General features: G+C 66.0%; 18 protein-coding genes. 7 read left to right on the top strand and 11 right to left on the bottom strand.

Going from position 1 to position 21,632, the window contains the following annotated elements; translation table 11 throughout:
- The first annotated feature begins 149 nt into the window (after window positions 1-149).
- The 6 genes from IF809_RS16365 (at window position 150) to IF809_RS16340 (ending at window position 10,049) form a co-directional block, all read left to right on the top strand.
- Window positions 150-1,148, top strand: coding sequence for an AAA family ATPase (locus IF809_RS16365; protein WP_128967876.1), 999 nt, complete (start codon window positions 150-152; stop codon window positions 1,146-1,148).
- Entirely contained in the window at window positions 1,148-2,092 is a 945-nt protein-coding gene (locus tag IF809_RS16360) for a DUF58 domain-containing protein (protein WP_128967877.1), read from the top strand. The genes IF809_RS16365 and IF809_RS16360 overlap by 1 nt, the downstream gene beginning before the upstream one ends.
- A complete protein-coding gene (locus IF809_RS16355; RefSeq protein WP_128967878.1) occupies window positions 2,089-4,902 on the top strand; it encodes a DUF4159 domain-containing protein in 2,814 nt (937 codons plus the stop codon). Before IF809_RS16360 ends, IF809_RS16355 begins: the two co-directional genes overlap by 4 nt.
- A 7-nt stretch (window positions 4,903-4,909) precedes the next feature.
- Entirely contained in the window at window positions 4,910-6,973 is a 2,064-nt protein-coding gene (locus IF809_RS16350) for a hypothetical protein (protein ID WP_128967879.1), read from the top strand.
- A gap of 249 nt (window positions 6,974-7,222) precedes the next feature.
- Complete coding sequence (locus IF809_RS16345; RefSeq protein ID WP_128967880.1) at window positions 7,223-7,645, top strand: DUF2946 domain-containing protein; 423 nt, start codon at window positions 7,223-7,225, stop codon at window positions 7,643-7,645.
- 148 nt (window positions 7,646-7,793) lie between these two features.
- Entirely contained in the window at window positions 7,794-10,049 is a 2,256-nt protein-coding gene (locus IF809_RS16340) for a TonB-dependent receptor (protein ID WP_128967881.1), read from the top strand.
- A gap of 48 nt (window positions 10,050-10,097) precedes the next feature.
- On the opposite strand, the gene IF809_RS16335 is transcribed toward IF809_RS16340, so the two are convergent.
- The 8 genes from IF809_RS16335 to IF809_RS16300 form a co-directional block, all read right to left on the bottom strand.
- Complete coding sequence (locus IF809_RS16335; protein ID WP_128967882.1) at window positions 10,098-10,481, bottom strand: RidA family protein; 384 nt, start codon at window positions 10,479-10,481, stop codon at window positions 10,098-10,100.
- A 25-nt stretch (window positions 10,482-10,506) separates the two neighbouring features.
- Window positions 10,507-12,117 carry an N-acyl-D-amino-acid deacylase family protein gene (locus IF809_RS16330; RefSeq protein ID WP_128967883.1) on the bottom strand — a complete coding sequence of 537 codons (1,611 nt, stop codon included), beginning with the start codon at window positions 12,115-12,117 and terminating at the stop codon, window positions 10,507-10,509.
- A gap of 9 nt (window positions 12,118-12,126) precedes the next feature.
- Window positions 12,127-13,407, bottom strand: coding sequence for an MFS transporter (locus IF809_RS16325; protein ID WP_462838007.1), 1,281 nt, complete (start codon window positions 13,405-13,407; stop codon window positions 12,127-12,129).
- 259 nt (window positions 13,408-13,666) lie between these two features.
- A complete protein-coding gene (locus tag IF809_RS16320; RefSeq protein WP_128967885.1) occupies window positions 13,667-14,437 on the bottom strand; it encodes an IclR family transcriptional regulator in 771 nt (256 codons plus the stop codon).
- Window positions 14,438-14,635: 198 nt separating this feature from the next.
- Window positions 14,636-15,151: a GNAT family N-acetyltransferase gene (locus IF809_RS16315; RefSeq protein WP_128967886.1), complete on the bottom strand. Its 516-nt coding sequence runs from the start codon at window positions 15,149-15,151 to the stop codon at window positions 14,636-14,638.
- 58 nt (window positions 15,152-15,209) lie between these two features.
- Window positions 15,210-16,145: a glycosyltransferase family 2 protein gene (locus IF809_RS16310; RefSeq protein WP_128967887.1), complete on the bottom strand. Its 936-nt coding sequence runs from the start codon at window positions 16,143-16,145 to the stop codon at window positions 15,210-15,212.
- The gene (locus tag IF809_RS16305) at window positions 16,142-17,293 is read right to left on the bottom strand and encodes a hypothetical protein (protein WP_462838006.1); all 1,152 of its coding nucleotides are present in this window, start codon (window positions 17,291-17,293) and stop codon (window positions 16,142-16,144) included. The genes IF809_RS16310 and IF809_RS16305 overlap by 4 nt, the downstream gene beginning before the upstream one ends.
- Window positions 17,294-17,339: 46 nt before the next feature.
- On the bottom strand, window positions 17,340-17,831 hold the full coding sequence (locus tag IF809_RS16300; RefSeq protein ID WP_128967889.1) for an NUDIX domain-containing protein: 492 nt from the start codon (window positions 17,829-17,831) through the stop codon (window positions 17,340-17,342).
- A gap of 115 nt (window positions 17,832-17,946) precedes the next feature.
- Here IF809_RS16300 and IF809_RS16295 point away from each other — a divergent pair, with 115 nt between their 5' ends.
- Window positions 17,947-18,828 (top strand): metallophosphoesterase family protein, encoded by an 882-nt coding sequence (locus tag IF809_RS16295; protein ID WP_128969446.1) that lies wholly within the window; start codon window positions 17,947-17,949, stop codon window positions 18,826-18,828.
- Window positions 18,829-18,954: 126 nt separating this feature from the next.
- Here the strand turns inward: IF809_RS16295 and IF809_RS16290 are convergent, their stop codons facing one another.
- The 3 genes from IF809_RS16290 to IF809_RS16280 all read right to left on the bottom strand — a co-directional run bounded on the left by IF809_RS16290 (window position 18,955) and on the right by IF809_RS16280 (window position 21,566).
- Window positions 18,955-19,509, bottom strand: a complete 555-nt coding sequence (locus IF809_RS16290; RefSeq protein WP_128967890.1) for a hypothetical protein — start codon at window positions 19,507-19,509, stop codon at window positions 18,955-18,957.
- Window positions 19,510-19,698: 189 nt separating this feature from the next.
- The gene (locus tag IF809_RS16285) at window positions 19,699-19,908 is read right to left on the bottom strand and encodes a DUF4170 domain-containing protein (protein ID WP_008560963.1); all 210 of its coding nucleotides are present in this window, start codon (window positions 19,906-19,908) and stop codon (window positions 19,699-19,701) included.
- 23 nt (window positions 19,909-19,931) lie between these two features.
- The gene (locus IF809_RS16280; protein WP_462838005.1) at window positions 19,932-21,566 is read right to left on the bottom strand and encodes an isocitrate lyase; all 1,635 of its coding nucleotides are present in this window, start codon (window positions 21,564-21,566) and stop codon (window positions 19,932-19,934) included.
- Between the last annotated feature and the right edge of the window lie 66 nt (window positions 21,567-21,632).

The following is a 21,632-nucleotide window of genomic DNA, read 5'->3' as shown; positions in this document are numbered from 1 at the left end:
GTACATAACCCGAAGCCGATAAGGTGGGGATAGGTTAATTCAACGAATACATGGCGTTCCTGCAAGTTTAGCATAGGGCCATGATGCAAAGTTGATGCGGTCGTTTGACGACGCAGGAAAACCGCGTTGCAGGCTGAAGGAGCGAGCGTATGGCGGAAAGTGTCGAGAAACTCGAAGACGGCGTCGTTCGTTCGGCCGAGCAGGTATCGGGTCAGATTCGTGCGGCGAAGGACGCGATCGCATCGGTGATCTTCGGCCAGGATCGCGTGATCGAGAACACGCTGGTCACCATCCTCTCCGGCGGCCACGCGCTGCTGATCGGTGTGCCCGGTCTCGCCAAGACCAAACTGGTCGAAACGCTCGGCGTCACGCTCGGGCTCGACGCCAAGCGCATCCAGTTCACGCCCGACCTGATGCCGTCGGACATTCTCGGCGCCGAAGTGCTGGACGAGAGCACGGCCGGCAAGCGCTCGTTCCGCTTCATCGCGGGTCCCGTGTTCGCGCAGCTGTTGATGGCCGACGAGATCAATCGCGCCAGCCCGCGCACGCAGTCGGCGCTGCTGCAGGCGATGCAGGAGCAGCACATCACCGTCGCCGGCGCACGGCACGATCTGCCGAAGCCGTTCCACGTGCTGGCGACGCAGAACCCGCTGGAGCAGGAAGGCACCTATCCGCTGCCCGAAGCACAGCTCGATCGCTTCCTGATGGAGATCGACGTCGACTATCCCGATCGCGACGCCGAGCGCCGCATCCTGTTCGAGACGACAGGCGCCGAGGAGACGCTGGCGAAGGGATCGATGACTGCGGATGCACTCATCACGGCGCAGCGGCTGGTGCGCCGCCTGCCGGTCGGCGATTCCGTCGTCGAAGCCATTTTGTCGCTGGTGCGCTCGGCGCGTCCGGGACCTGACGCCGGCGAGGCCGGCAAGTTCATCGCCTGGGGCCCCGGCCCGCGCGCCAGCCAGTCCTTGATGCTTGCGGTGCGCGCACGCGCGCTGATCGACGGACGTCTGGCGCCCTCGATCGACGACGTGCTCGATCTCGCCGAGCCGGTGCTGAAGCACCGCATGGCGCTGACGTTCCAGGCGCGCGCCGAAGGCCGGACGATTCCCGACGTGATCAAGCAGTTGAAGACGCGGATCGGTTGATGGCAGCAGAGAACGGGCACACGGCGAAGGAGATCATCGCGATCCGACGTGCCGATGGCGAAAGCCGTACGCTCGCCGCTTCCTTGCCGCGCCTTGTGCTCGAGGCCCGTCGCATTGCCGCCAACGTCATTCACGGCCTGCACGGACGACGCCGCGCCGGCTCCGGCGAGAATTTCTGGCAGTACCGCCGCTTCGTCTCGGGCGAACCGTCGCAGAACGTCGACTGGCGGAGGTCGGCGCGCGACGACCATCTCTATGTCCGCGAGCTTGAATGGGAGGCGTCGCACACGGTCTGGATTTGGCCCGACCGTTCGCCCTCGATGGCCTTCGCCTCGAAGACCGCGCGCGAGTCCAAGCTCGAGCGCACGCTGATCGTCGCCTTCGCGCTGGCTGAGCTGCTGGTCGCGGGCGGCGAGCGCGTCGGCATTCCCGGCTTGATGGCACCGACCGCGAGCCGCAGCGTCATCGACAAGATGGCGCAGGCGATGCTGCATGACGATGCCGACAGGTTGAGCCTGCCGCCCTCCTTCGTGCCCGCGGCGCTGGCCGAAACCATCGTGCTGTCGGATTTCTGGTCGCCTATATCTGAGATCAGGGCGACGCTCGCCGGGCTCTCCGGCTCCGGCGCGCATGGCACGCTGGTGCAGATCGTCGATCCCGCCGAAGAGAGCTTCCCCTATTCCGGTCGCGTCGAGTTCGTCGAGCCAGAAGGCTTTGGCGTGATCACCGCCGGCCGCGCCGAAAGCTGGGCGCAGGATTACACCGCGCGGCTCGCGCTGCACCGCGACCAGATCCGCGCCGAGACCAACAAGCTCGACTGGCTGTTCACGACGCACGCGACCGACCGCTCGGCCGCCGAGCTCCTGCTGTTCCTCCATGCCGGCATGCAGGTGAGCAAATCGGGCGCCCGCACCACGTCGATCAAAGCGGGGCCGGCCGCATGATGGGATTGCCGCTCGCTTTCACCGAACCGCTGCTGCTGATCGGCCTTGTCAGCCTTCCGGTGCTGTGGTGGCTGCTCCGTGTGATGCCGCCGCGTCCGCGCCGCGTCGAGTTTCCGCCGACGCGCCTGTTGTTCGAGATCGCGCCGAGGGAAGAGACTCCGTCGCGCACGCCATGGTGGCTGACCGCATTGCGCCTGCTTGCCGCCGCGCTGGTGATCTTCGCCGCCGCCGGCCCGATCTGGAATCCGCAGACGGGCCTGGCCGCCAGCAAGGCGCCGCTGATGATCATGCTCGACGACGGCTGGAGCGCTGCCTCGAACTGGGACACCAGGATCAGGGCGGCGGACGAGCTGATCGCGAACGCCGACAACGACCGGCGCGCCATCGCTTTGGTGCCGCTGTCGGAGCCGAACCGCGACATCACGCTGATGCCCGCTGGGGCGGCGCGCGTTGCCCTGCGACAGATCGTGCCCAAGCCCTATTCGATCGAGCGTGTTGAAACCCTCACCGCGATCGATCGTTTCCTCAAAGCAACCGGCGATTGCGAGATCGCCTGGCTGTCTGATGGCGTCGACACCGGCCGCGGCGAAGAGTTCGTGGCCGGACTCGGCAAGACCTTGGGGGATCGCAGCTTGACGGTGTTCGAAGGCGGCACCTCCTCCCCGCTGGCGCTGGTCGCGGCGGAGAACGCGGCTGCGAAGATGACGGTGAAGGTGCTGCGCACCGACAGCGGCATTGCCACCGGCACCGTGCGCGCCCTCGACCAGAAGGCCTCGCCGATCGGCGAGGCGCGCTTCACCTTTGGACCGCAGGACAAGGAGACCGAGGCGGCGTTCGACCTGCCGGTCGAGCTGCGCAACGACATCTCCCGGCTCGAGATTTCTGGCGAGCATTCGGCCGGCGCGGTGCAGCTGCTCGACAAGCGCTGGCGCCGCCGCGCCATCGGCATCGTCTCCGGCTCGACCAGCGAAACCGCGCAGCCACTGCTGGCGCCGACCTTCTACCTCACGCGCGCACTGGCGCCGTTTGCCGACGTGCGGCTCGCCGACAAGGGCTCGCCGCAGCAGGGCATCACCCAATTCCTGGACCAGAAGCTGCCGATGATCATCCTCGCCGATGTCGGCACCGTCGCGCCCGAATTGCGCGAGCGCCTCAACGCCTGGATCGACCAGGGCGGCGTGCTGGTGCGGTTCGCCGGTCCCCGGCTGGCGCAGGCCGAAGACGATCTCGTGCCGGTCAAGCTGCGCAAGGGCGGCCGCACGCTCGGCGGCAGCCTCACCTGGGAGAAGCCGCAGCATCTCGCCAGCTTCGCCGCCGACGGTCCGTTTGCCGGCGTCGCCGTCCCCAAGGACGTCACCGTGAGCCGCCAGGTCCTGGCCGAGCCGGATGCGGTGCTCGCCACCAAGAGCTGGGCTTCGCTCGAGGACGGCACGCCGCTCGTGACCGGCGAGCATCGCGGCAAGGGCATCGTCAGCCTGTTCCATGTCAGCGCCGACATGCGCTGGTCTGACTTACCGATGTCCGGCACCTTCGTCGAAATGCTGAGGCGTGTCGTCGAGATGTCCGGCTACACCGCCAAGCCCGGCGCCGGCGTTGCCGGCGAGGCCAGCACCGAGACGCTGGCGCCACTGCACATGCTGGACGGTTTCGGCGCGTTCGGGCCGCCGCCCGCCACCGCCAAGCCGCTGACAGCTGACTATCGCGACCGCGCCACGCCGGACCATCCGCCCGGCTTCTACGGTCCGGCAGAAGGACCGCTCGCCGTGAACACGCTCGCCAATGCCGACCGCATCGCAGCCCTCAACACCGCGAGCCTGCGCGCCAAGCACGCGACTTATACAAATGCCGAGCCGCGCGACCTGCGCGGCTGGCTGCTGTCGACCTCGCTCGCGCTGTTCTTGATCGACGCCATCATCGTCGCACTGCTCGGCGGCGGTCTCGCCGCGCTGCTGCGCCGCCGCACCGCGCCCGCGATGATCCTGCTCGGGCTCGTGCTCGCAGGCGTCGCGGTTCTCTCGCCGACGCCGTCGCGCGCCGACAGCGCTGCCGACGAGTTCGCGATGAAGTCGACCTCGCAGACCCGCCTCGCCTATGTCATCACCGGCAATGCCGACGTCGATTCCATCGTCAAGGCCGGCATGTCCGGCCTGACGCTGTTCCTGGCGCAGCGCACTGCGCTCGAGGCCGGCGATCCCGTCGGTGTCGATCCAGCGCACGACGAGCTCGCCTTCTTCCCGCTGATCTACTGGCCGATCGTGCCGGGCCAGCCGAAACCGCCGCAGGACGCGATCAACAAGATCGACGCCTATATGAAGCAGGGCGGCACCGTGATCTTCGACACCCGCGATGCAATCGAGGCGCCGCCCGGCGACAACGGGGCCTCGCAGACCCCGGGCATGCAGACCCTGCGCGAGATCCTGTCCTCGCTCGACGTGCCCGAGCTCGAGCCGGTACCGCGCGAGCACGTGCTGACCAAGACCTTTTACCTGCTGCGCGACTTCCCCGGCCGGTTCAACTCGGGACAGACCTGGGTCGAGGCGCTGCCGCGCGAGGACGACGACGAAAGCGCACAACGCCCCGCGCGCGGCGGCGACGGCGTCTCGCCGATCATCATCACCTCCAACGACCTCGCGGGCGCGTGGGCGCTGCGTCCCGACGGCCAGCCGATGCTGCCGCTCACGCCCGGCGAGCCGCGGCAGCGCGAATTCGCCTACCGCGCCGGCGTCAACATCGTGATGTACACGCTGACCGGCAACTACAAGGCCGACCAGGTGCACGCACCGGCCCTGATCGAACGGCTGGGGCAATAGGATCGAGATGAACTACGGCATCGCCTTTACGCCGCTTGTCCCTGCGATCGTCCTGTGGATCGCGCTCGCTGCGATCGTGGTCATCGCCATCGTGCTGCTGCTTGCGCGGGCGCGCGGCGCGGCCGTGCGCGTCGCTGCGCTGGCGCTGTTCCTGCTGGCGCTCGCCAATCCCTCCTTCACGCGCGAGGACCGCGATCCCCTCACTTCGGTGGCCGCCGTCGTCGTCGACAAGAGCCCGAGCCAGAATTTCGGCAAGCGCAACCAGGAAGCCGCGAAGGCGCAGGAGGCGCTGGTCGACGCCTTGAAGAAGATCAAGGGGCTGGAGGTGCGCGTCGTCGAAGCCGGACAGGCCGATGGCGAGACCGACGGCACCAAGCTGTTCGGCGCCCTCGCCTCCGCACTGTCGGACGTGCCGGTCGACCGCGTCGCCGGTGCGTTCCTGATCACCGACGGCCGCGTGCACGATATTCCGGCCAACGCCGCCGCGCTCGGCTTCCAGGCGCCGGTGCAGGCCCTGATCACCGGTCAGAAGGACGAGCGCGATCGCCGCATCGCCATCACCGCGGCGCCGCGCTTCGGCATCGTCGGCCAGACCCAGACCATCAGCTACAAGCTCGACGACCAGGGCGTCACCGGCGAGCGCGCCAAGGTCACGGTCCGCCGCGACGGCGAGGTCATCAACGAGCGAACGCTTTCGAGCGGCCAGAGCGCGAGCGTCGACGTCGAGATCAAACATGCCGGCCCGAACATCGTCGAGATCGAGGCCTCGCCGCTCGAAAGAGAATTGACCCCGGTGAACAACCGCGCCGTGGTCGCCATCGACGGGGTGCGCGACAAGCTGCGCGTGCTGCTGGTCTCCGGCGAGCCGCATTCCGGCGAGCGTACCTGGCGCAACCTGCTCAAGTCGGACGCCAGCGTGGACCTCGTGCATTTCACCATTCTGCGTCCGCCGGAGAAGCAGGACGGCACGCCGATCAACGAGCTGTCGCTGATCGCGTTTCCAACCCGCGAGCTGTTCCAGCAGCACATCAACGAATTCCAGCTGATCATCTTCGATCGCTACGCGCGCCAGGGCGTGCTGCCGATCGCCTATTTCGACAACATCGCGCGCTACGTGCGCTCGGGCGGCGCCGTGCTGGTCTCGGCCGGTCCCGACTATGCTTCCAACACCAGCATCTGGCGCACGCCGCTCGACACGGTGCTGCCCGCCGAGCCGGTCGGCGTCACCGAGAAGCCGTTCTATGCGCACCTCTCCGACATCGGCAAACGCCATCCCGTCACGCGCGGGCTGGAGGGCGCGGCGTTCGAGCCGCCGCATTGGAGCCGCTTCTTCCGCACCGTCGACACCCGCAATTCGGTCAACCCGCCCGTGATGACGGGCGCGGACGGCAAGCCGCTGTTGTTCCTGTCGCGCTTCGGCGAAGGCCGCGTCGCCTTGCTGCTGACCGACCACATCTGGCTGTGGGCGCGCGGCTATGAGGGCGGCGGCCCGCATCTCGATCTGCTCAGGCGGATGTCGCACTGGCTGATGAAGCAGCCGGACCTCGACGAGGAAGCGCTGCGCCTGCAGGTGCAGGGCAAGGACCTCGTGGTGGTGCGCCAGACCATGGGAGACAGCGTGCAGCCGGTGAGCGTGACCTCACCCTCCGGCGTCGCGCACGACCTGACGCTCAGCCCCGGCGATCCCGGCGAGTGGCGCGCCAGCCTGCCGGCGAGCGAGCTCGGCCTGTGGCAGGCGACCGACGGCACGCTGAAGGCGCTGATCAATGTCGGCCCGACCAATCCGAAGGAGTTTTCGGAAGTCACCTCCACCACCGAGACGTTGAAGCCGCTGACGCAGGCGACCGGCGGCAATTCAGTGCGGATCGCGGATGGCTCCAGCGTCGAGCTGCCGCGCATCGTGCCGGTGCGCTCGACCAGCGTCTTCGCCGGCGACGGCTGGATGGGCGTGCGCATGCGCGACGCCAGCGTCGTGAAGGGCGTCGGCGTGCTGCCGATCTTCGCCGGCCTGATCGGGCTTCTGCTGCTGCTCGGCGCGTTTGCCGCGACCTGGGTGCGCGAGGGGCGATAGACTCCTGAGAGATGAACCTCGCCTGGCGCCGCAACGGCGGTGCGTTCCCTCCCCCACAAGGGGGGAGGGAACGGAGAGAGCGTCTCTGTTGGTCGAACTCAATTCGATCTCTATCTCTGCAGTTGCCTGAACGACACATTGTGCGGCCGGCCGCACGCAGGGGTCCTCTCCCGGTTGACATCCGCTCCCAGCTCTTGCGATGTTATATTATAACATCGCGGTGCCTCGCGGTGTGAGGTGCGTTTCAAGATGAAGTGGTTTCGCTCGAATATCAGGCACGGCGCCCGGCTCGCGATGTTCGCGATGCTGGTGCAGTTCGCGCTGACGTTCGGCCACAGCCACTGGTTCGCGCAGGCCGCGCCGCTGGCGCAGTCGCAGCTCGCCGACAGCGCCAAGGGAACTGCCAAGGGGACTGCCGAGAGCATTGCGTCGCCCGACAGCGCGGCGGTCCAGAAGCAATCACCGACAAAGCCCGACCGCGAGCAGCCGGGCGACGATAATTGCGCGATCTGCGCATTGGTCGCGATGGCGGGCACGGTCGTGTTCGCGACGCCGCCTCTGCTGCATTTGCCGGAGGCGGTCGAGCTGCTCTACCGCACCACCGACGCCGAATTCCTCCATCTGGAATCGGCAAGCCACGCGTTCCAGCCGCGCGCGCCTCCCGCCTCCTGATCTCCATCGATTGAGCTGCCTTCGGTCTCGGCCGCGCGTCGCGCCGATTCCGCTGGGCTATCGAACATGATCCGTCGCGTGTCGACGGCGCACGCCGCCTGCAAGGGCTCTGAACGAGCGCAGCGGCGTGCGATCGGAAATCAGGACAATGGTGTCTTCAAAGGCAATCCTGGCGGGCTCGAGCCTCGCCGCACTCACGCTATTCCATCCCGGCGGCAGCGCCATGGCGCAGACGATGGCTCCCGTCACGACGCTGCCCACCGTCGAAATCGATGCACCCAAGCAGACGCAGGCGCCGCGCCGCCCCAAGGTCCGTGTCGCCGTCGACCGGCGGCGTTCGACCTCGCAGGCGCGGCCGCAGACCGAGGCGCCTGCCGCCGTGGAGGGCCAGAGCGAAAAGCTCGACACGGCGCGCCAAAGCATTCTGCCGCCCGGCGGAGCCACCGCCCACACGCTCACGCGCCAGGCCATCGAGGCGCTGCCGCAGGGGAGCAATGCCTCGCTCGACAAGGTGATGCTGCAATTCCCCGGCGTCACCCAGGATTCGGCCGCGAGCGGCGACCTGCATGTCCGCAACGAGCACGCGAACCTGCAATACCGCATCAACGGCGTCATGCTTCCAGACGGCGTCGGCGCGTTCGGGCAGATCCTCGACACCGGCATCGTCGGCAGCCTCAGCCTGCTCACCGGCGCATTGCCGGCGCAATACGGCCTGCGCACGGCCGGCGTGCTCGACATCTCCACCAAGAGCGACGCCTTCAACAATTCCGGCGTGGTCGGTGTTTACGGCGGCAGCAACGGCACCATCTCGACCAATGTGGAATATGGCGGCACAGTCGGGCAGACGCAGTATTTCCTGTCGGGACGGTTCCTGCAGAACAATCTCGGCATCGAAAACCCGACGCCGTCGGTCAATGCGATTCACGACCGCACCAACCAGGAGAAGGGCTTTCTCTATCTGTCGACGATGATCGATCCGGCCAGCCGTCTCACCTTCATGAGCGGGGTGTCGAATGCGACGTTCCAGATCCCGAACAATCCCGGCCAGACCCCTGCTAACACGGCGTTCGGCGTCTCGAATTTCGACTCCTCCCGGCTCAACGAGCACCAGAACGAGTTCAACCAGTTCAACGTCGTCTCCTACCAGACCTCGAACGGCGAGTTCGACACGCAGACTTCGTATTTCAATCGGACCAGCCTGCTGCATTTCTATCCTGATCCGATCGGCGATCTCGTCTTCAACGGCGTGTCCTCGGACGTCTATCGCCAGAGCGACGTCAACGGCATCCAGCAGGACACCGCCTGGCGGATCGGCTATGCGCACACGCTGCGCTTCGGCCTGTCAGTGAGCGCCGAGCGAACGCTGGTCAACAGCGGGACCACGGTGCTGCCGCTGGATCCGGCAGGGGGGACGATCGACGCGCCGTTCTCGGTTTTCGATTCCAACGCCAAGACCGGCTGGCTGGTCGGGACCTACGTCCAGGACGAATGGAAGATCACTGACAATCTCACCCTGAACGCCGGCCTGCGCTTCGACCAGATGTATCAATTTGTCGATGCGAACCAGCTCAGCCCGCGCGTCAGCCTGACCTGGAAACCGTTCGCGGGCACCGTTTTCCACGCCGGCTATGCGCGCAACTTCACCCCGCCCTCGCAGGTGATCGCTTCTCCCGTCAATCTGGCGCTGGTGACGCCGCCCGGCGCGCCTGTTAACACCCAGACCCCGGCGGTCGGGCAGAGCAGCCCGGTGCTTCCCGAACGCTCGCACGTGTTCGATGTCGGCGTGACGCAGCAGATCTATGCGATCCCCGGCCTCGAGGTCGGCGCCGACGCCTACTACAAGAAGGCGCGCGACCTGCTCGACGACGGCCAGTTCGGCGCGGCCTATGTGCTGAGCGGCTTCAACTACGATCGCGGCGAGAATGTCGGCGTCGAGCTGAAATCGACCTACAGGAACGGCAATTTCAGCGCCTATGCCAATCTCGCCTGGGCCAAGCAGATCGCGACCGACGTCGTCTCGAACCAATATCTGTTCGGCGCGGACGAACTCGCTTATATCGCGGGGCATTACATCTATACCGATCACGCGCAGATGCTGTCGGGATCGGCCGGCGCGTCCTATCTCTGGGAGGGCACGCGCTACAGCGTGTCGATGATCTATGGCAGCGGCCTGCGTTCGGGCTTTGCCAACACCGATCATCTGCCCGGCTATACGCAGGTGAATCTCGGCCTGTCGCACGATTTCAACATCGTCGCGCCGAACAAGCCGACGACGCTGCGATTCGACGTGGTCAATGTGTTCGACACGATCTACCAGATCCGCGACGGCTCCGGCATCGGCGTGTTCGCCCCGCAATACGGCCCGCGGCGCGGCTTCTATTTCGGCGTTTCGCAGCGATTTTAGCTGCCCGGCTTGCGCGCGTCGGGGCCTGCGAGCCCCGACGCGGGAAGCTCACTTGCGATAGGCGACGCAGTCGATTTCCACCTTGCAATCCACCACCATGCTCGACACCACGCAGGCCCGCGCCGGGGGATTGGCGCCGAAATATTCGGCGAAGACCTTGTTGAAGCTTGGAAAGTCCCGGGGGTCGTCGAGCCAGACGCCGCAACGCACGACATCCTTGGGCTCATAACCGGCCTCGGTGAGGATGGCGAGCATGTTGCGGATTGCCTTGTGCGATTGCGGGATGATGCCGCCCTCGATCACCTCGCCGTTCTCCATCGGCGTCTGGCCGGAGACGTAGAGCCAGCCATCGGCTTGCACGGCGCGGGCAAACGGAAGGTGCTGGCCGCCGGTGCCGGTGCCACCGGCCGCGCCGTATCGTTTCAACGTCATTGCATATTGTCCTGCGTCTGGTGGTTTAAGTCAGAGCACGGCCCGGCCGCGCGAAGGTGCTGCGTCCGTCCATGACCACGGCCTCGCCGGCGACGAACACCGCACGGATGCCGGCTGGCATCTCCGTCGGCCTCTCGAACGTCGCCTTGTCCATGATGGTGTCGTCGAACAGCGTGAGATCGGCGATCATGCCCGGCCGCAGGATGCCGCGGTCGGACAGGCCGAAGCGCTGGGCGGGCAACGCGGTCATCCGCCGCACCGCATCTTCCAGCGTCAGCCAGCCCTGCTCGCGCGTCAGCCGGCCGGCGACGCGCGGGAAACTGCCATAGGCGCGCGGATGCGGCTTGGTGCCCGGACGCGGAATGCCGTCGGAGCCGACCATGTGCAGGCGATGGGTGAAGGCGGCGCGCAAGTCCGCCTCGTCGAGCTGGAACATGATGATGCCGGTCTGGCCCTGATCCTCCTCGATGCAGCGAACCATGAGGTCGAAAGGCGAGATGCCGAGCTCACGCGCGGCATCGACCATCGACTTGCCCTCGAGCGGCTTCAGCGCTGCATTGCCGGTGCCGGAGATCCGCACATTGTGCCAGCCGATCAGCACGATCTTGGACTGCGCGGCATGCGGATCCGGATCGCCCTCCTCTACGAGCGCGCGCAGCGCCTCGCGCCGCGCCGGATCGCGCAGCCGTTCGCGCAAAGCATCGATGCCGCCTTCGAGCGCGGCCGGCGGCAGCAATTGCAGCATGTAGGAGCTGCCGGCGGGATAGGGATACATGTCGAAGGAGATGTCGATCCCCTCCGCGCGCGCCACCTCGAGCCGGTCGAGCGCCTTGGGGATGGCGCCCCAGTTCGGCTTGCCCGCCGATTGCAGATGCGACAGCAGCCCCGCCGCGCCTGAGGCGCGCAGGATCGCGATGAACTCGTCGATCGATTGCAGGAGGCCCGCTTCATAGCTGCGGATATGGGCGGTGAGCAGCTTGCCGTGCGCCCGCACGGTCTCGGCCAGGGCGTTCAGCTCAGTGGCGTCGGCAAAAGCGCTCGGCGGATAGACGAGGCCGAGCGACAGGCCCGCGGCACCTTGGGCGAGCTGCTGCGCGAGCAGCGCCTGCATCGCCGCGATCTCCTTGCCGGTCGCCGCGCGGCGCTCGTAGCCGAGCACGGCGAGCCTGATCGCGGCATGGCCGACCAGGGAGACGAGGTTGAGCGCGACCCCCGGCCCTTCCAGCGCGCGCCGGTAGCCGTCGAAGCTGCCGAAGACTTCGTTCGCTTGGGTCTCGCCGGCGAGACCGGAGAAGTGCAGGCGCAGCATCTCGGCGGAATTTTCGGTTGCCGGATAGAGCGAGAAGCAGCAATTGCCGACCACGAGCGTGGTCACGCCTTGCAAGACCTTCTCGGGCCTGTCGGGCTCGCGCAGGCAGATCAGATCGTCATGGCAATGGGCGTCGATGAAGCCGGGCGCGAGATAGCATCCGCGGCCGTCGACGATGTCGGCGTCCTCGGCAGGCAAGGCGGCGCCGATCGCCGCGATGCGGCTGCCGCTGATGCGCAAATCCGCCTCGAACCACGGCGCGCCGGTGCCGTCGATCACGCGGGCCGCGCGGATGAGCGTATCCTTGCCGTTGGACTTTTGGGACATGCCCTCTCCTCAAGTCGCAGGCACGGCGCCGGCGGGCGATGCCTCCTCGAAATCCGGGATCGACTCGATCCGGCCGAGCACCACGACATAGAAGAAGATGCCGATCAGCAGCACGACGCCAGCAATCATGAAAGCGCCGGCAAAGGATTGCGTCCAGTCGACGACGATGCCGGTCACGATCGGCGCAAGCACGCCCATCATGTTGTTGGTGAAATTCAGAATGCCGCCGACGGTTCCCGCCCCGCCCTTCGGCGCGATCAGCGACACGATCGAGGAGCCGACGGGTGCGGCGGCCGACAGCCCCGAGATCGCGATCGACAGCCACAGCAGCGCCCAGCCCGGCTTGACGGTGAAGGCCGCGCCGATCACGGCGAGCCCCATCAGCATGCCGACGATGATCACCGATCGGCGCACCCGCGTCGCATCGTAGCCGCGCGCGATCAGATGATCGACCAGGAAGCCGCCGATCAGGAGGTCGGACAAGGTCGCGAAGATCCAGGGAATGGTCGAATAGCCCGCCGCCGACATCAGGTTCATATGCATGGTCTGGGCGAGATAGCCCGGCAGCCAGGTCAGGAAGAGATAGAAGGTGTAGCCATAGGCGGAGAAGCCGATGGTGAGGCCCCAGACCTTGCGGTTGCGCAGGAGGTAGCCGAGCATGCGGCTCTGTCCCGCCGTGGCCCGTCCTTCCGGCGTGCCGCCGCCAGCGATGATGTAGTCATGCTCCGCCCTGGAGAGCTTCGGATCCTCGCTCGGGTTCCGGTAGATGACATAGTAGGCGACGAAATACAGAAAGCTCAGCAGCGCGGTGACGCCAAAGCCCCACCGCCAGCCGTAGAGAAAGATCACATAGGCGACCAGCGGCACGCCGATCACATTGGAGAATTTGGCGGCGGAATCGAAGATCGCGGTCGAGCGCGCGCGCTCATCCAGCGGAAACCAGTGGCCGGTCGCCTTCTGGCTGGCCGGAAAGGCCGGCGCTTCGGCGACGCCGAGCAGCAGGCGCGCGGCAGCGATGCCCCAGAGCCCGCTGGCGAGCGCGGTGATGGTGGCGGCGACCGCCCAGAGGAAGCTCGAGGCACGGCCGACCGCGGTGACGCCGAAACGGTCGAGCACCATGCCGCCTGGGACCTGCAGCAGCGAATAGGTCCAGAAGAATGCGCTGCCGAGCAGCCCGATGTCGGTCGCGGTGAGGCCAAGCTCCTTCGTGAGCTCCGGCGTCGCGGCGGAGAGCCCGACGCGATCGATGTAGTTGATGAGAATTCCGACGCCGAGGAGACAACCGATCATCCAGCGTCGCCCGGGTACCTGTTGGCCTGCATTTGCCATGTCGTATCCTCGCTTGGACGCAGGTGCGCCTCTCCCGCTCCGGCCTGGGACCGGGAGACCTTCGCGACGCCTGCAACTACATTGTCTCTTATAGTGGACAATATTATCTTATAGCGTCACGTTAGATATCACGACGGCATCGTGTCAAGCCCTGAGCGCGCGTCGAGCACGCAGCAGACAATGCGCCTGCATCGTCCGTAGCGCTGCCGATCGGCTCAGCTTAGTGACTGTCCGAGAGTTCAGTCGCGGTCGCGACCAGATCGTCGAGCAGCGCGGTCCTGCGCGCCTTCAGCGAGTCCGCGGGGATGACGAAGCAAAGTGTCGCGACCGCGACGCCCTTCTTGTCGCGAATGGGGGCGGCAAGACACGACGTGAACCGATCGGACAATGCCGTGGTCACGCATTTGCCGTCGCGTCTGGCGCGCGCGACGTCCTTGATGAAATCATCGACGTCGAGCACGCGGCCATCCGGAAGACGAAAATCCTCCTTCGGAACGAATGCACGAATTTCCGTCGGGCTCATATGATCGAGCAGCAATCTGCCGGATGCCGTCCATGGCAGCGGCACCTCGACGCCGACATCCGTCGTGATCCGGAACAGGCCCGACCCGTCGCGGGTATCGACCACGACGTATTTGCGGCCGCGCAGCGCGCAGAGTTGCGCGGTGGCGCTGTGCCGGGTCGCCAGCCGGTCGAGCGCCTCGCCGCATCGGCGATGCAGGGGATTGGCCTCCGCATAGGCCTGGCCATAGAGATGCACCGCCTTGCCGAAATAGACCTGACCGCCCTCGCCGACACTCTCGAGCAAATCCGCCTCGATCAGGCGATTGGCGATGGCGTAGACAGTCGACCGCGGCGCTCCCATCTGCTTGGCGAGGTCACTGAGCTTGGAGGGCGCGCGCAAATGCAGCAGCGCTTCCAGGAGATCGATGGTCCGATCAATCCCGTTCTGGCGTTCCGCGGGCGGGGCGCCCTTCTTGGGTGCGGCCAAACTTCAACAATCCTTCGTCAGGTTCGCGGTTAGCGGTTTTGGCACAATCCGTGCCGACGGTATAGCGGGCGGGGCGCGGCCGAGACGATCGGCTTGTGCAGCTCGGCCACATCGCTGTTTCGCTCCGGCTCGAAAGCGAGAGAGGCCTCAAGGTCTCGGCGATCCCGCGAGACATGTGAGCCTCGACCGGTCGCTACGCTAGCCCCGCGCCTTGCTCCAGTCGGGGGCTACGGTGCCCGAGACGCCCTCAAAGGCACCGTCGACGAGCTCGAACACCAGCACGCGCGCGGCATCGACCGGGCCCGGCATGGTGATGCGTCCCTTGGGCACGAGTTTGAAGCCGACGCGGCTGTAATAGGGTTCGTCGCCGACCAGCAGCACGAGGCGATGGCCCTTGTCCCTGGCGTCCTTCAGGGCGCGCTCCATCAACATGCGGCCGATGCCGCGGCTGCGGAACGGCGGCTCGACGGTGAGCGGCCCGAGCAGCAGCGCCGGCGTCTCGCCGATCATGACAGGCAATTGCCTGACCGAACCGACCAGCAGCGTGCCGATGCGGGCGGTGAAGGAGACGTCGAGCAGGTGATCGACATGCTCGCGGATGCGATAGGCGCTGAGCACGAAACGGCCGGGGCCGAAGGTGCGCTCGTGCAGGCGCTCGATCGCCTGAGCGTCGCCTGGGGATTCAGGACGGATGGTGATTGAGAGATCGTTCATGTTATTTCGCGGAGTAGCATCTGCGCATCGGCAGGTCCATGGGCCTTGCGCCCCGCCCTCAGCTCCTTTTCGGCGCCGGCTGGGACAGATAGGCCAGCATCTTCATCTCCCGTCGCCCCCGCGTGACGGTGTCGAGCACGAGGCCCGATGAGACCGACAGCAACGCCATGATCGTCAAGCCCATCGACAGCACGGCGGTCGGCAGGCGCGGCACGAGGCCGGTTTCGAAAAATGTAACGACGATCGGGATCGCGAGCGTGATCGCGGCCAGCGCCAGCAGGATTCCGATCACGGTGAAGAAGCGCAGCGGCCGCTCCGAGCGGTACAGCTTCAGCATGGTCCCGAGAATGCGAAAGCCGTCGCGCCAGGTGTTGAGCTTCGAGAACGAGCCTTCAGGTCGCGCGTAGTAGGGTGTCTCGACCTCGGTGACCGGCAGCGACAGCTCGAGCGCGTAGACTGCGAGCTCGGTCTCGATCTCGAAACCATCGGACAGCACGGGGAACGATTTGACGAAACGCCGCGAGAACACGCGGTAGCCGGACAGGATGTCCTTGAAGACCTGGCCGAATGTCGAGGACAGGAAGCCGGTCAGCATGCGATTGCCCATGCGGTGGCCGAGCCGGTAGGCGGCCTGCGACTGATCGATGCGGAGCCCGACCACCATGTCGAGATGTTCGTCGAGCAACTTGTCGATCATGCGTGGAGCGCTCGGCGCATCGTAGGTGGCGTCGCCGTCGACCAGCACGTAGATATCGGCCTCGATGTCGGCGAACATGCGGCGCACGACGTGACCCTTGCCCTGCCGCCGCTCGCTGCGCACGATCGCACCGGCCTCGCGCGCGACGGACGCGGTGCGGTCGCGCGAATTGTTGTCGTAGACGTAGATCTCGGCCGCCGGCAGCGCCTTGCGGAAGTCGGCGACGACGGTCGCGACCGCCGCCTCCTCGTTGTAGCAGGGCACCAGCACGGCGATGCGTGGTTGCGCAGATGTCATCGCGGCAGCACTCCCAAATTGGTCGACTTGCGCCGGACGGGCGCCGCCTCGCGCGCCTCGAGCGGTTGCAGCAGCCGCGCGAACGACAGGGTCCACAGCGACAGCATCGTGATCGGTACGACATAATAATGCGTGAAGATCGGGTGAGTCATGAAGAAGCCGAGGTTGAAGGCGAGGTTGCCGACAGTGAGGAGGGCGGCCTGCCGCGCATGCTCCTCGCCGGCGGCCAACAGCCAGGCCGTCGCCCCGACCGCCAGCACGATCAGCACGAACTGCATGTCGCGCAGATACTGGCCGAAGACGGCGAGATCGAAGACCGGCGCGACCACGTCGGCGCTGCCATAAGTCGTTGCCAGTGCGCTGCCGGCGTTGATGGCCTGGGCGGCCAACGTCGGCGCCATGCCGACGAGCACGCCGGCACCGAAGGCGAGGCCCCGCACGAAGGTCGCGAGCGAGCGCGTCCACAGGAAGGGAAGGCCGAGGATCAGGAAATAGCCGGCAGCCAGCAGCGCGTTCGGCAATCTGAAGTTGACGGACACACCGAGCAGGAGGCCGATCAGCGCAACCAGCAGGACGCTGCGTTTGTTCCTCATCAGCCACAACGACGTGAGCAAGCCGGCAACCGCGCACAGCGCCATGGTCGGCGGCACCGAATAGCTCGCCTTGGCCGGATTGATCATGAGATAGACGGCAAGCGCGCCGAGGACGCCTGCACTGATGACCGACGGCAGCGTCCGCGCCATGGCAAGGCCTGACAGCGCGAGGACGCAGAGGATCAGGCTCGCGGCGATATAGAGCGGCGCCACCTGGTGGCCTTCCGGAAACAAGGCGAGCAGAAAGCCGGTGCCCGGCGGATATTGCAGCACGACCTTGCCGCTGGGCATCGGATTGTGGCAGGGCCAGCGGATCGGATCCTTCCAATCGGCGAAGCCGATCTCCTTCATCTTGCCTTCGAAATAATGGTCGTCGTCCCTGACCGCGTTGGTGTCGAGGCCCCCGATGCCGAAGCGCTGGAACAGATGCGCCTGCCTGAGATAGCAGATGTCGTCATAGACCCCGCGCGCCTCGCCCCATCGTGACATCGCGACGATGTCGCTGGCAACGATCGCAAGGCAGATCAGGCCGAAGGCGAGTTTTACGGCTTTCATCGGGCTCCCGTGGCGCCCGTTCGGGCCGGCAGCAGCATAGCCGCCCTCAGCGCCACGTCGCAATCGGAGGCTTGCCATCGAGCACCTCCGCGATCCTCAAGCGGGTGCCGGGCGTCGCCCCCGCCGGCAGCGCGGCGGTATCGAAGAACCCGCATTCGATGATCTCGCGGTTCGGCTCCGGCAGGCGGTCCTGGCGGAAATGCCTGACGACATAGACTGCGACATGGTCGCGGCGGGAGACGTGGTTGTTGAAGAATATCCCATGCAGCACGGCGTCCCCGGTCAGCTCGATATCGCCCTCCTCCTTGAGCTCGCGGCGCATCGCCTGCTCCATGGTCTCGCCATGGTCGACGCCGCCGCCCGGCAGATACCAGCCCGAGACGTAGCTGTGCTTGACCAGGAACACCTTGTTGTCCGCATCGAGCACCACGGCGCGGACGCCCAGCGTCATGCCGCGGACCATCAGGAAATAGGCGTGGAAAATCCGCCGCAGCAGCGGCTCGAATCTTCGTCGGATCTCGTTCAGGCGCGTTCCCATGAGCCTCTCGTGACGGGCGCCGCACAGGCCCATGCAGGCTTGTCTTGCGCGTTGCCGGCGACCTTGCCATTACAGCGGGGGAATAGCGAGGCAATCGCGCGCGATGACATCTCTGTTGGCACCTTTCACGCTCGCCCATCTGTCCGACCCGCATTTGCCGCCGCTGCCGAAGCCGCGGCTGGCCGAGCTCGTGGGAAAGCGCGCGCTCGGCTACGTCAACTGGACGCGCAATCGCCACAAATACCAGCGCCGCGAGGTGCTCGACGCGCTGGTCGCCGACATGCAGGCGCAGGCGCCCGACCACGTCGCAGTCACGGGCGATCTCGTCAATCTGGCGATGGAGGCGGAGTTCGCGCCGGCCCGCGCCTGGCTCGACGAGCTCGGACCGCCCGACCGCGTCACCACGATTCCCGGCAATCACGACGCCTATGTCCGTGCCACCTTCCATCGCTTCGGCGAGACGTTTGCGCCCTATCTTGCGGGTGATGACGGCAGGGTCGGCTTTCCGAGCGTGCGCCGCCGCGGGCCGGTCGCGCTGATCAGCCTCTCCAGCGCGGTGCCGACGCCGCCCCTGATGGCGACGGGCATGCTCGGACGCCACCAGCTCGCCGCGCTCGAACAGATGCTCGACCGGCTCGCGGCCGAGGATGTCTTCCGCGTGCTGCTGGTGCATCATCCCCTGAAGTCCGACGCGCGCCAGAAGCGGCTGACGGATTCCGCAAGCCTGCTGGCGCTGCTCAAGCGGCACGGCGTCGAGTTGATCCTGCACGGGCACGACCACATCCATTCGACGATGTGGTTCGAAGGCCCTCGCGGCAACATTCCCGCGGTGGGCGTGCCGTCGGCTTCCGCGCTCGCGCACGGGCGCTATCCGGCGGCGGCCTACAATCTGTTCAGGATCGAGAAGGATGATCTCGGCTGGCGCTGCGAACAGATCGTGCGCAGCATCGATCATGGTTTGCAGGTCCGGGAGATCAAGCGCATGCAGTTGATCTAGTCTCACCGTCATTGCGAGCGCAGCGAAGCAATCCAGGTTCCCTCCGCGGATGCAAGCTGGATTGCTCCCTCGCAAGCGCAAAATTGCTTCGCAATTTTGTCGCGAGCTCCTCGCAATGACGACGCCTTACCAGCTCCGCAACGCCGCAAGCACGGCGACGCCGAACAGCGCGGCAGCACCGAGGATGAAGCCGAACACGAACGGCCACAGGCGCGAGCGGCGCGGCGGCTCTGCGACCTCCACCTTTGGCTCTGATGGCACCACCATCGCGTGCTCGCGCTCGATCATGCGGCGGGCGACGTAGTCGGTCACGGCGTCTACGATGACAGCCGTGTCGTGCGATTCGGCGAGCACGATGCGGCCGAAGCGGGTGTCCTGGACGAAGCGGTACTGCCGCTTGTCGCGTCCCATCATGATGTGGGCGACGACGTCGATCCAGAGTCTCGGCGTATCGCCCTGGCTGATGCCGCGATCGAACAGGTCGATCTGATCGGGCACCTGCGCAAACAACGGATCGAGCGCGTCGTTGAGGATCTCGAGCCGCGCGACCTCGGCGTCGCGCAAATCGACGACGACGCCGGTCCGGTCGGCGGCCTCGATCCGCGCGCGGAGCAGCGCGTCGCGCAGCCGCACCGGGCGCGGCTGGCTCGGATGGGTACCGCTGGTCTCGGGCTCTGACATTGGTCGTCCCTGTCCTCACTTGCCGCCATTAACCTATCAGCAACCATCACGCCCGCAAAGGCTTATAGTTCCAGACACTTACCGTGCCCACAGCCCATTGATGTGTGCCAAAAACAGACGATCCCACCCGGCTTGCGCCGGATGGGACCCTCCGTCCTTGGACGTCTTCTTGAATTTGTCAGGCAGCCGTCAGGCCGAGACCCGCGACGGCTCTTCCACGATCGAGAAGCGAACGCCAGCCTTGTGGCGGCTCTCTTCCGACACCTCGCGCCAGCAGTCCTCGGCTTCCTTGCGGGTCTTGAACGGACCTTTGACCTGGGCCGAGCCTTCGACGAGCTTGTGGAAGTTCATCGAGCCGAACTCGCCGCCGATCACCCAGAAATTGCTGCCTTTGGTCATTGTCAGTCTCCTGTTGCCTGGCGCTAGCCGAACTGGTTCATCGTGTTGTGGACGCCGCCCGCCTTGAGGGCAGCCTCGCCCGCGAAATACTCCTTGTGGTCGTCGCCGATATCGGAGCCGGCCATGTTCTGGTGCTTGGCGCAGGCGATGCCCTGACGGATCTCCTGGCGCTGCACGTTCTTCACGTAGCCGAGCATGCCCTGCTCGCCGAAATACTCCTTGGCGAGGTTATCGGTGGACAGCGCGGCCGTGTGGTAGGTCGGCAGCGTGATCAGGTGGTGGAAGATGCCGGCGCGCTTGGCCGAATCCGCCTGGAAGGTGCGGATGCGCTCGTCGGCCTCCTTCGCCAGCGGGGTCTCGTCGTATTCCGGCTTCATCAGCTCGGCACGGCTGTACTTCGAGACATCCTTGCCGGCCTCCTTCCACGCATCATAGACCTGCTGACGGAAGTTGATGGTCCAATTGAACGACGGCGAGTTGTTGTAGGCGAGCTTGGCGTTCGGGATGACCTTGCGGATGCGGTCGACCATGCCCGCGATCTGCTCGATGTGCGGCTTCTCGGTCTCGATCCAGAGCAGGTCCGCGCCGTTCTGGAGCGAGGTGATGCTGTCCAGCACGCAGCGGTCCTCGCCCGTACCGGGACGGAACTGGTAGAGGTTCGAGGGCAGCCGCTTCGGACGCATCATCTTGCCGTTACGGTTGATGATGACGTCGCCGTTCCTGGCGTTCTCCGCGGTGATTTCCTCGCAATCGAGGAAGCTGTTGTACTGGTCGCCGATGTCGCCCGGCTTGTGGCTGACGGCGATCTGCTGCGTCAGGCCGGCGCCGAGGGAGTCGGTACGGGTGACGATGATTCCGTCTTCGACGCCAAGCTCGAGGAAGGCGTGGCGGCAGGCGCGGATCTTGGCGATGAACACCTCGTGCGGCACAGTGACTTTGCCGTCCTGGTGACCGCACTGCTTCTCGTCCGAGACCTGGTTCTCGATCTGAAGCGCACAGGCGCCCGCTTCGATCATCTTCTTGGCGAGCAGATAGGTCGCCTCGGCGTTGCCGAAGCCGGCGTCGATGTCGGCGATCACAGGCACGACGTGGGTCTGGAAGTTGTCGATCTTCGCGATCAGCTCCTTCTCGCGAGCCTTGTCCCCTTCCTTGCGCGCCTTGTCGAGGAGACGGAAGATGTCGTTGAGCTCGCGGGAATCCGCCTGACGCAGGAAGGTGTAGAGCTCTTCGATCAGTGCCGGCACCGCGGTCTTCTCGTGCATCGACTGGTCGGGCAGCGGACCGAACTCGGAGCGCAGCGCCGCGATCATCCAACCGGACAGATACAGATAGGTGCGATCGGTCTTGCCGCCGAAATGCTTCTTGACCGAGATCAGCTTCTGCTGGGCGATGAAGCCGTGCCAGCAGCCCAGCGACTGGGTGTACTTGGTGGGATCCTTGTCATAGGCGACCATGTCGGCGCGCATCAGCGCCGCCGTGTAGCGGGCGATGTCGAGGCCGGTCTTGAAGCGGTTCTGCAGGCGCATGCGCGCGACGGCTTCGGCCGTCACCCCGTTCCAGGTCGGCTGGGTCTCGAGGAGGGCTTGGGCCGCCTTGACCTCGTCCTGATACGAAGACGGGCCCTGGAGGGAGCTGATGCCGCGTGGCTGGTAGTTCATGAGCCTGATCCTTTTCGCTGACGATGGCGATGGCTAGCCATCGACATTCTTGACACTGCATTGCGA

The organism is Bradyrhizobium sp. UFLA06-24 (assembly GCF_054967145.1).
Note: the sequence above shows the minus strand (reverse complement) of the source record. Positions and strands in the feature narration are given on the sequence as shown.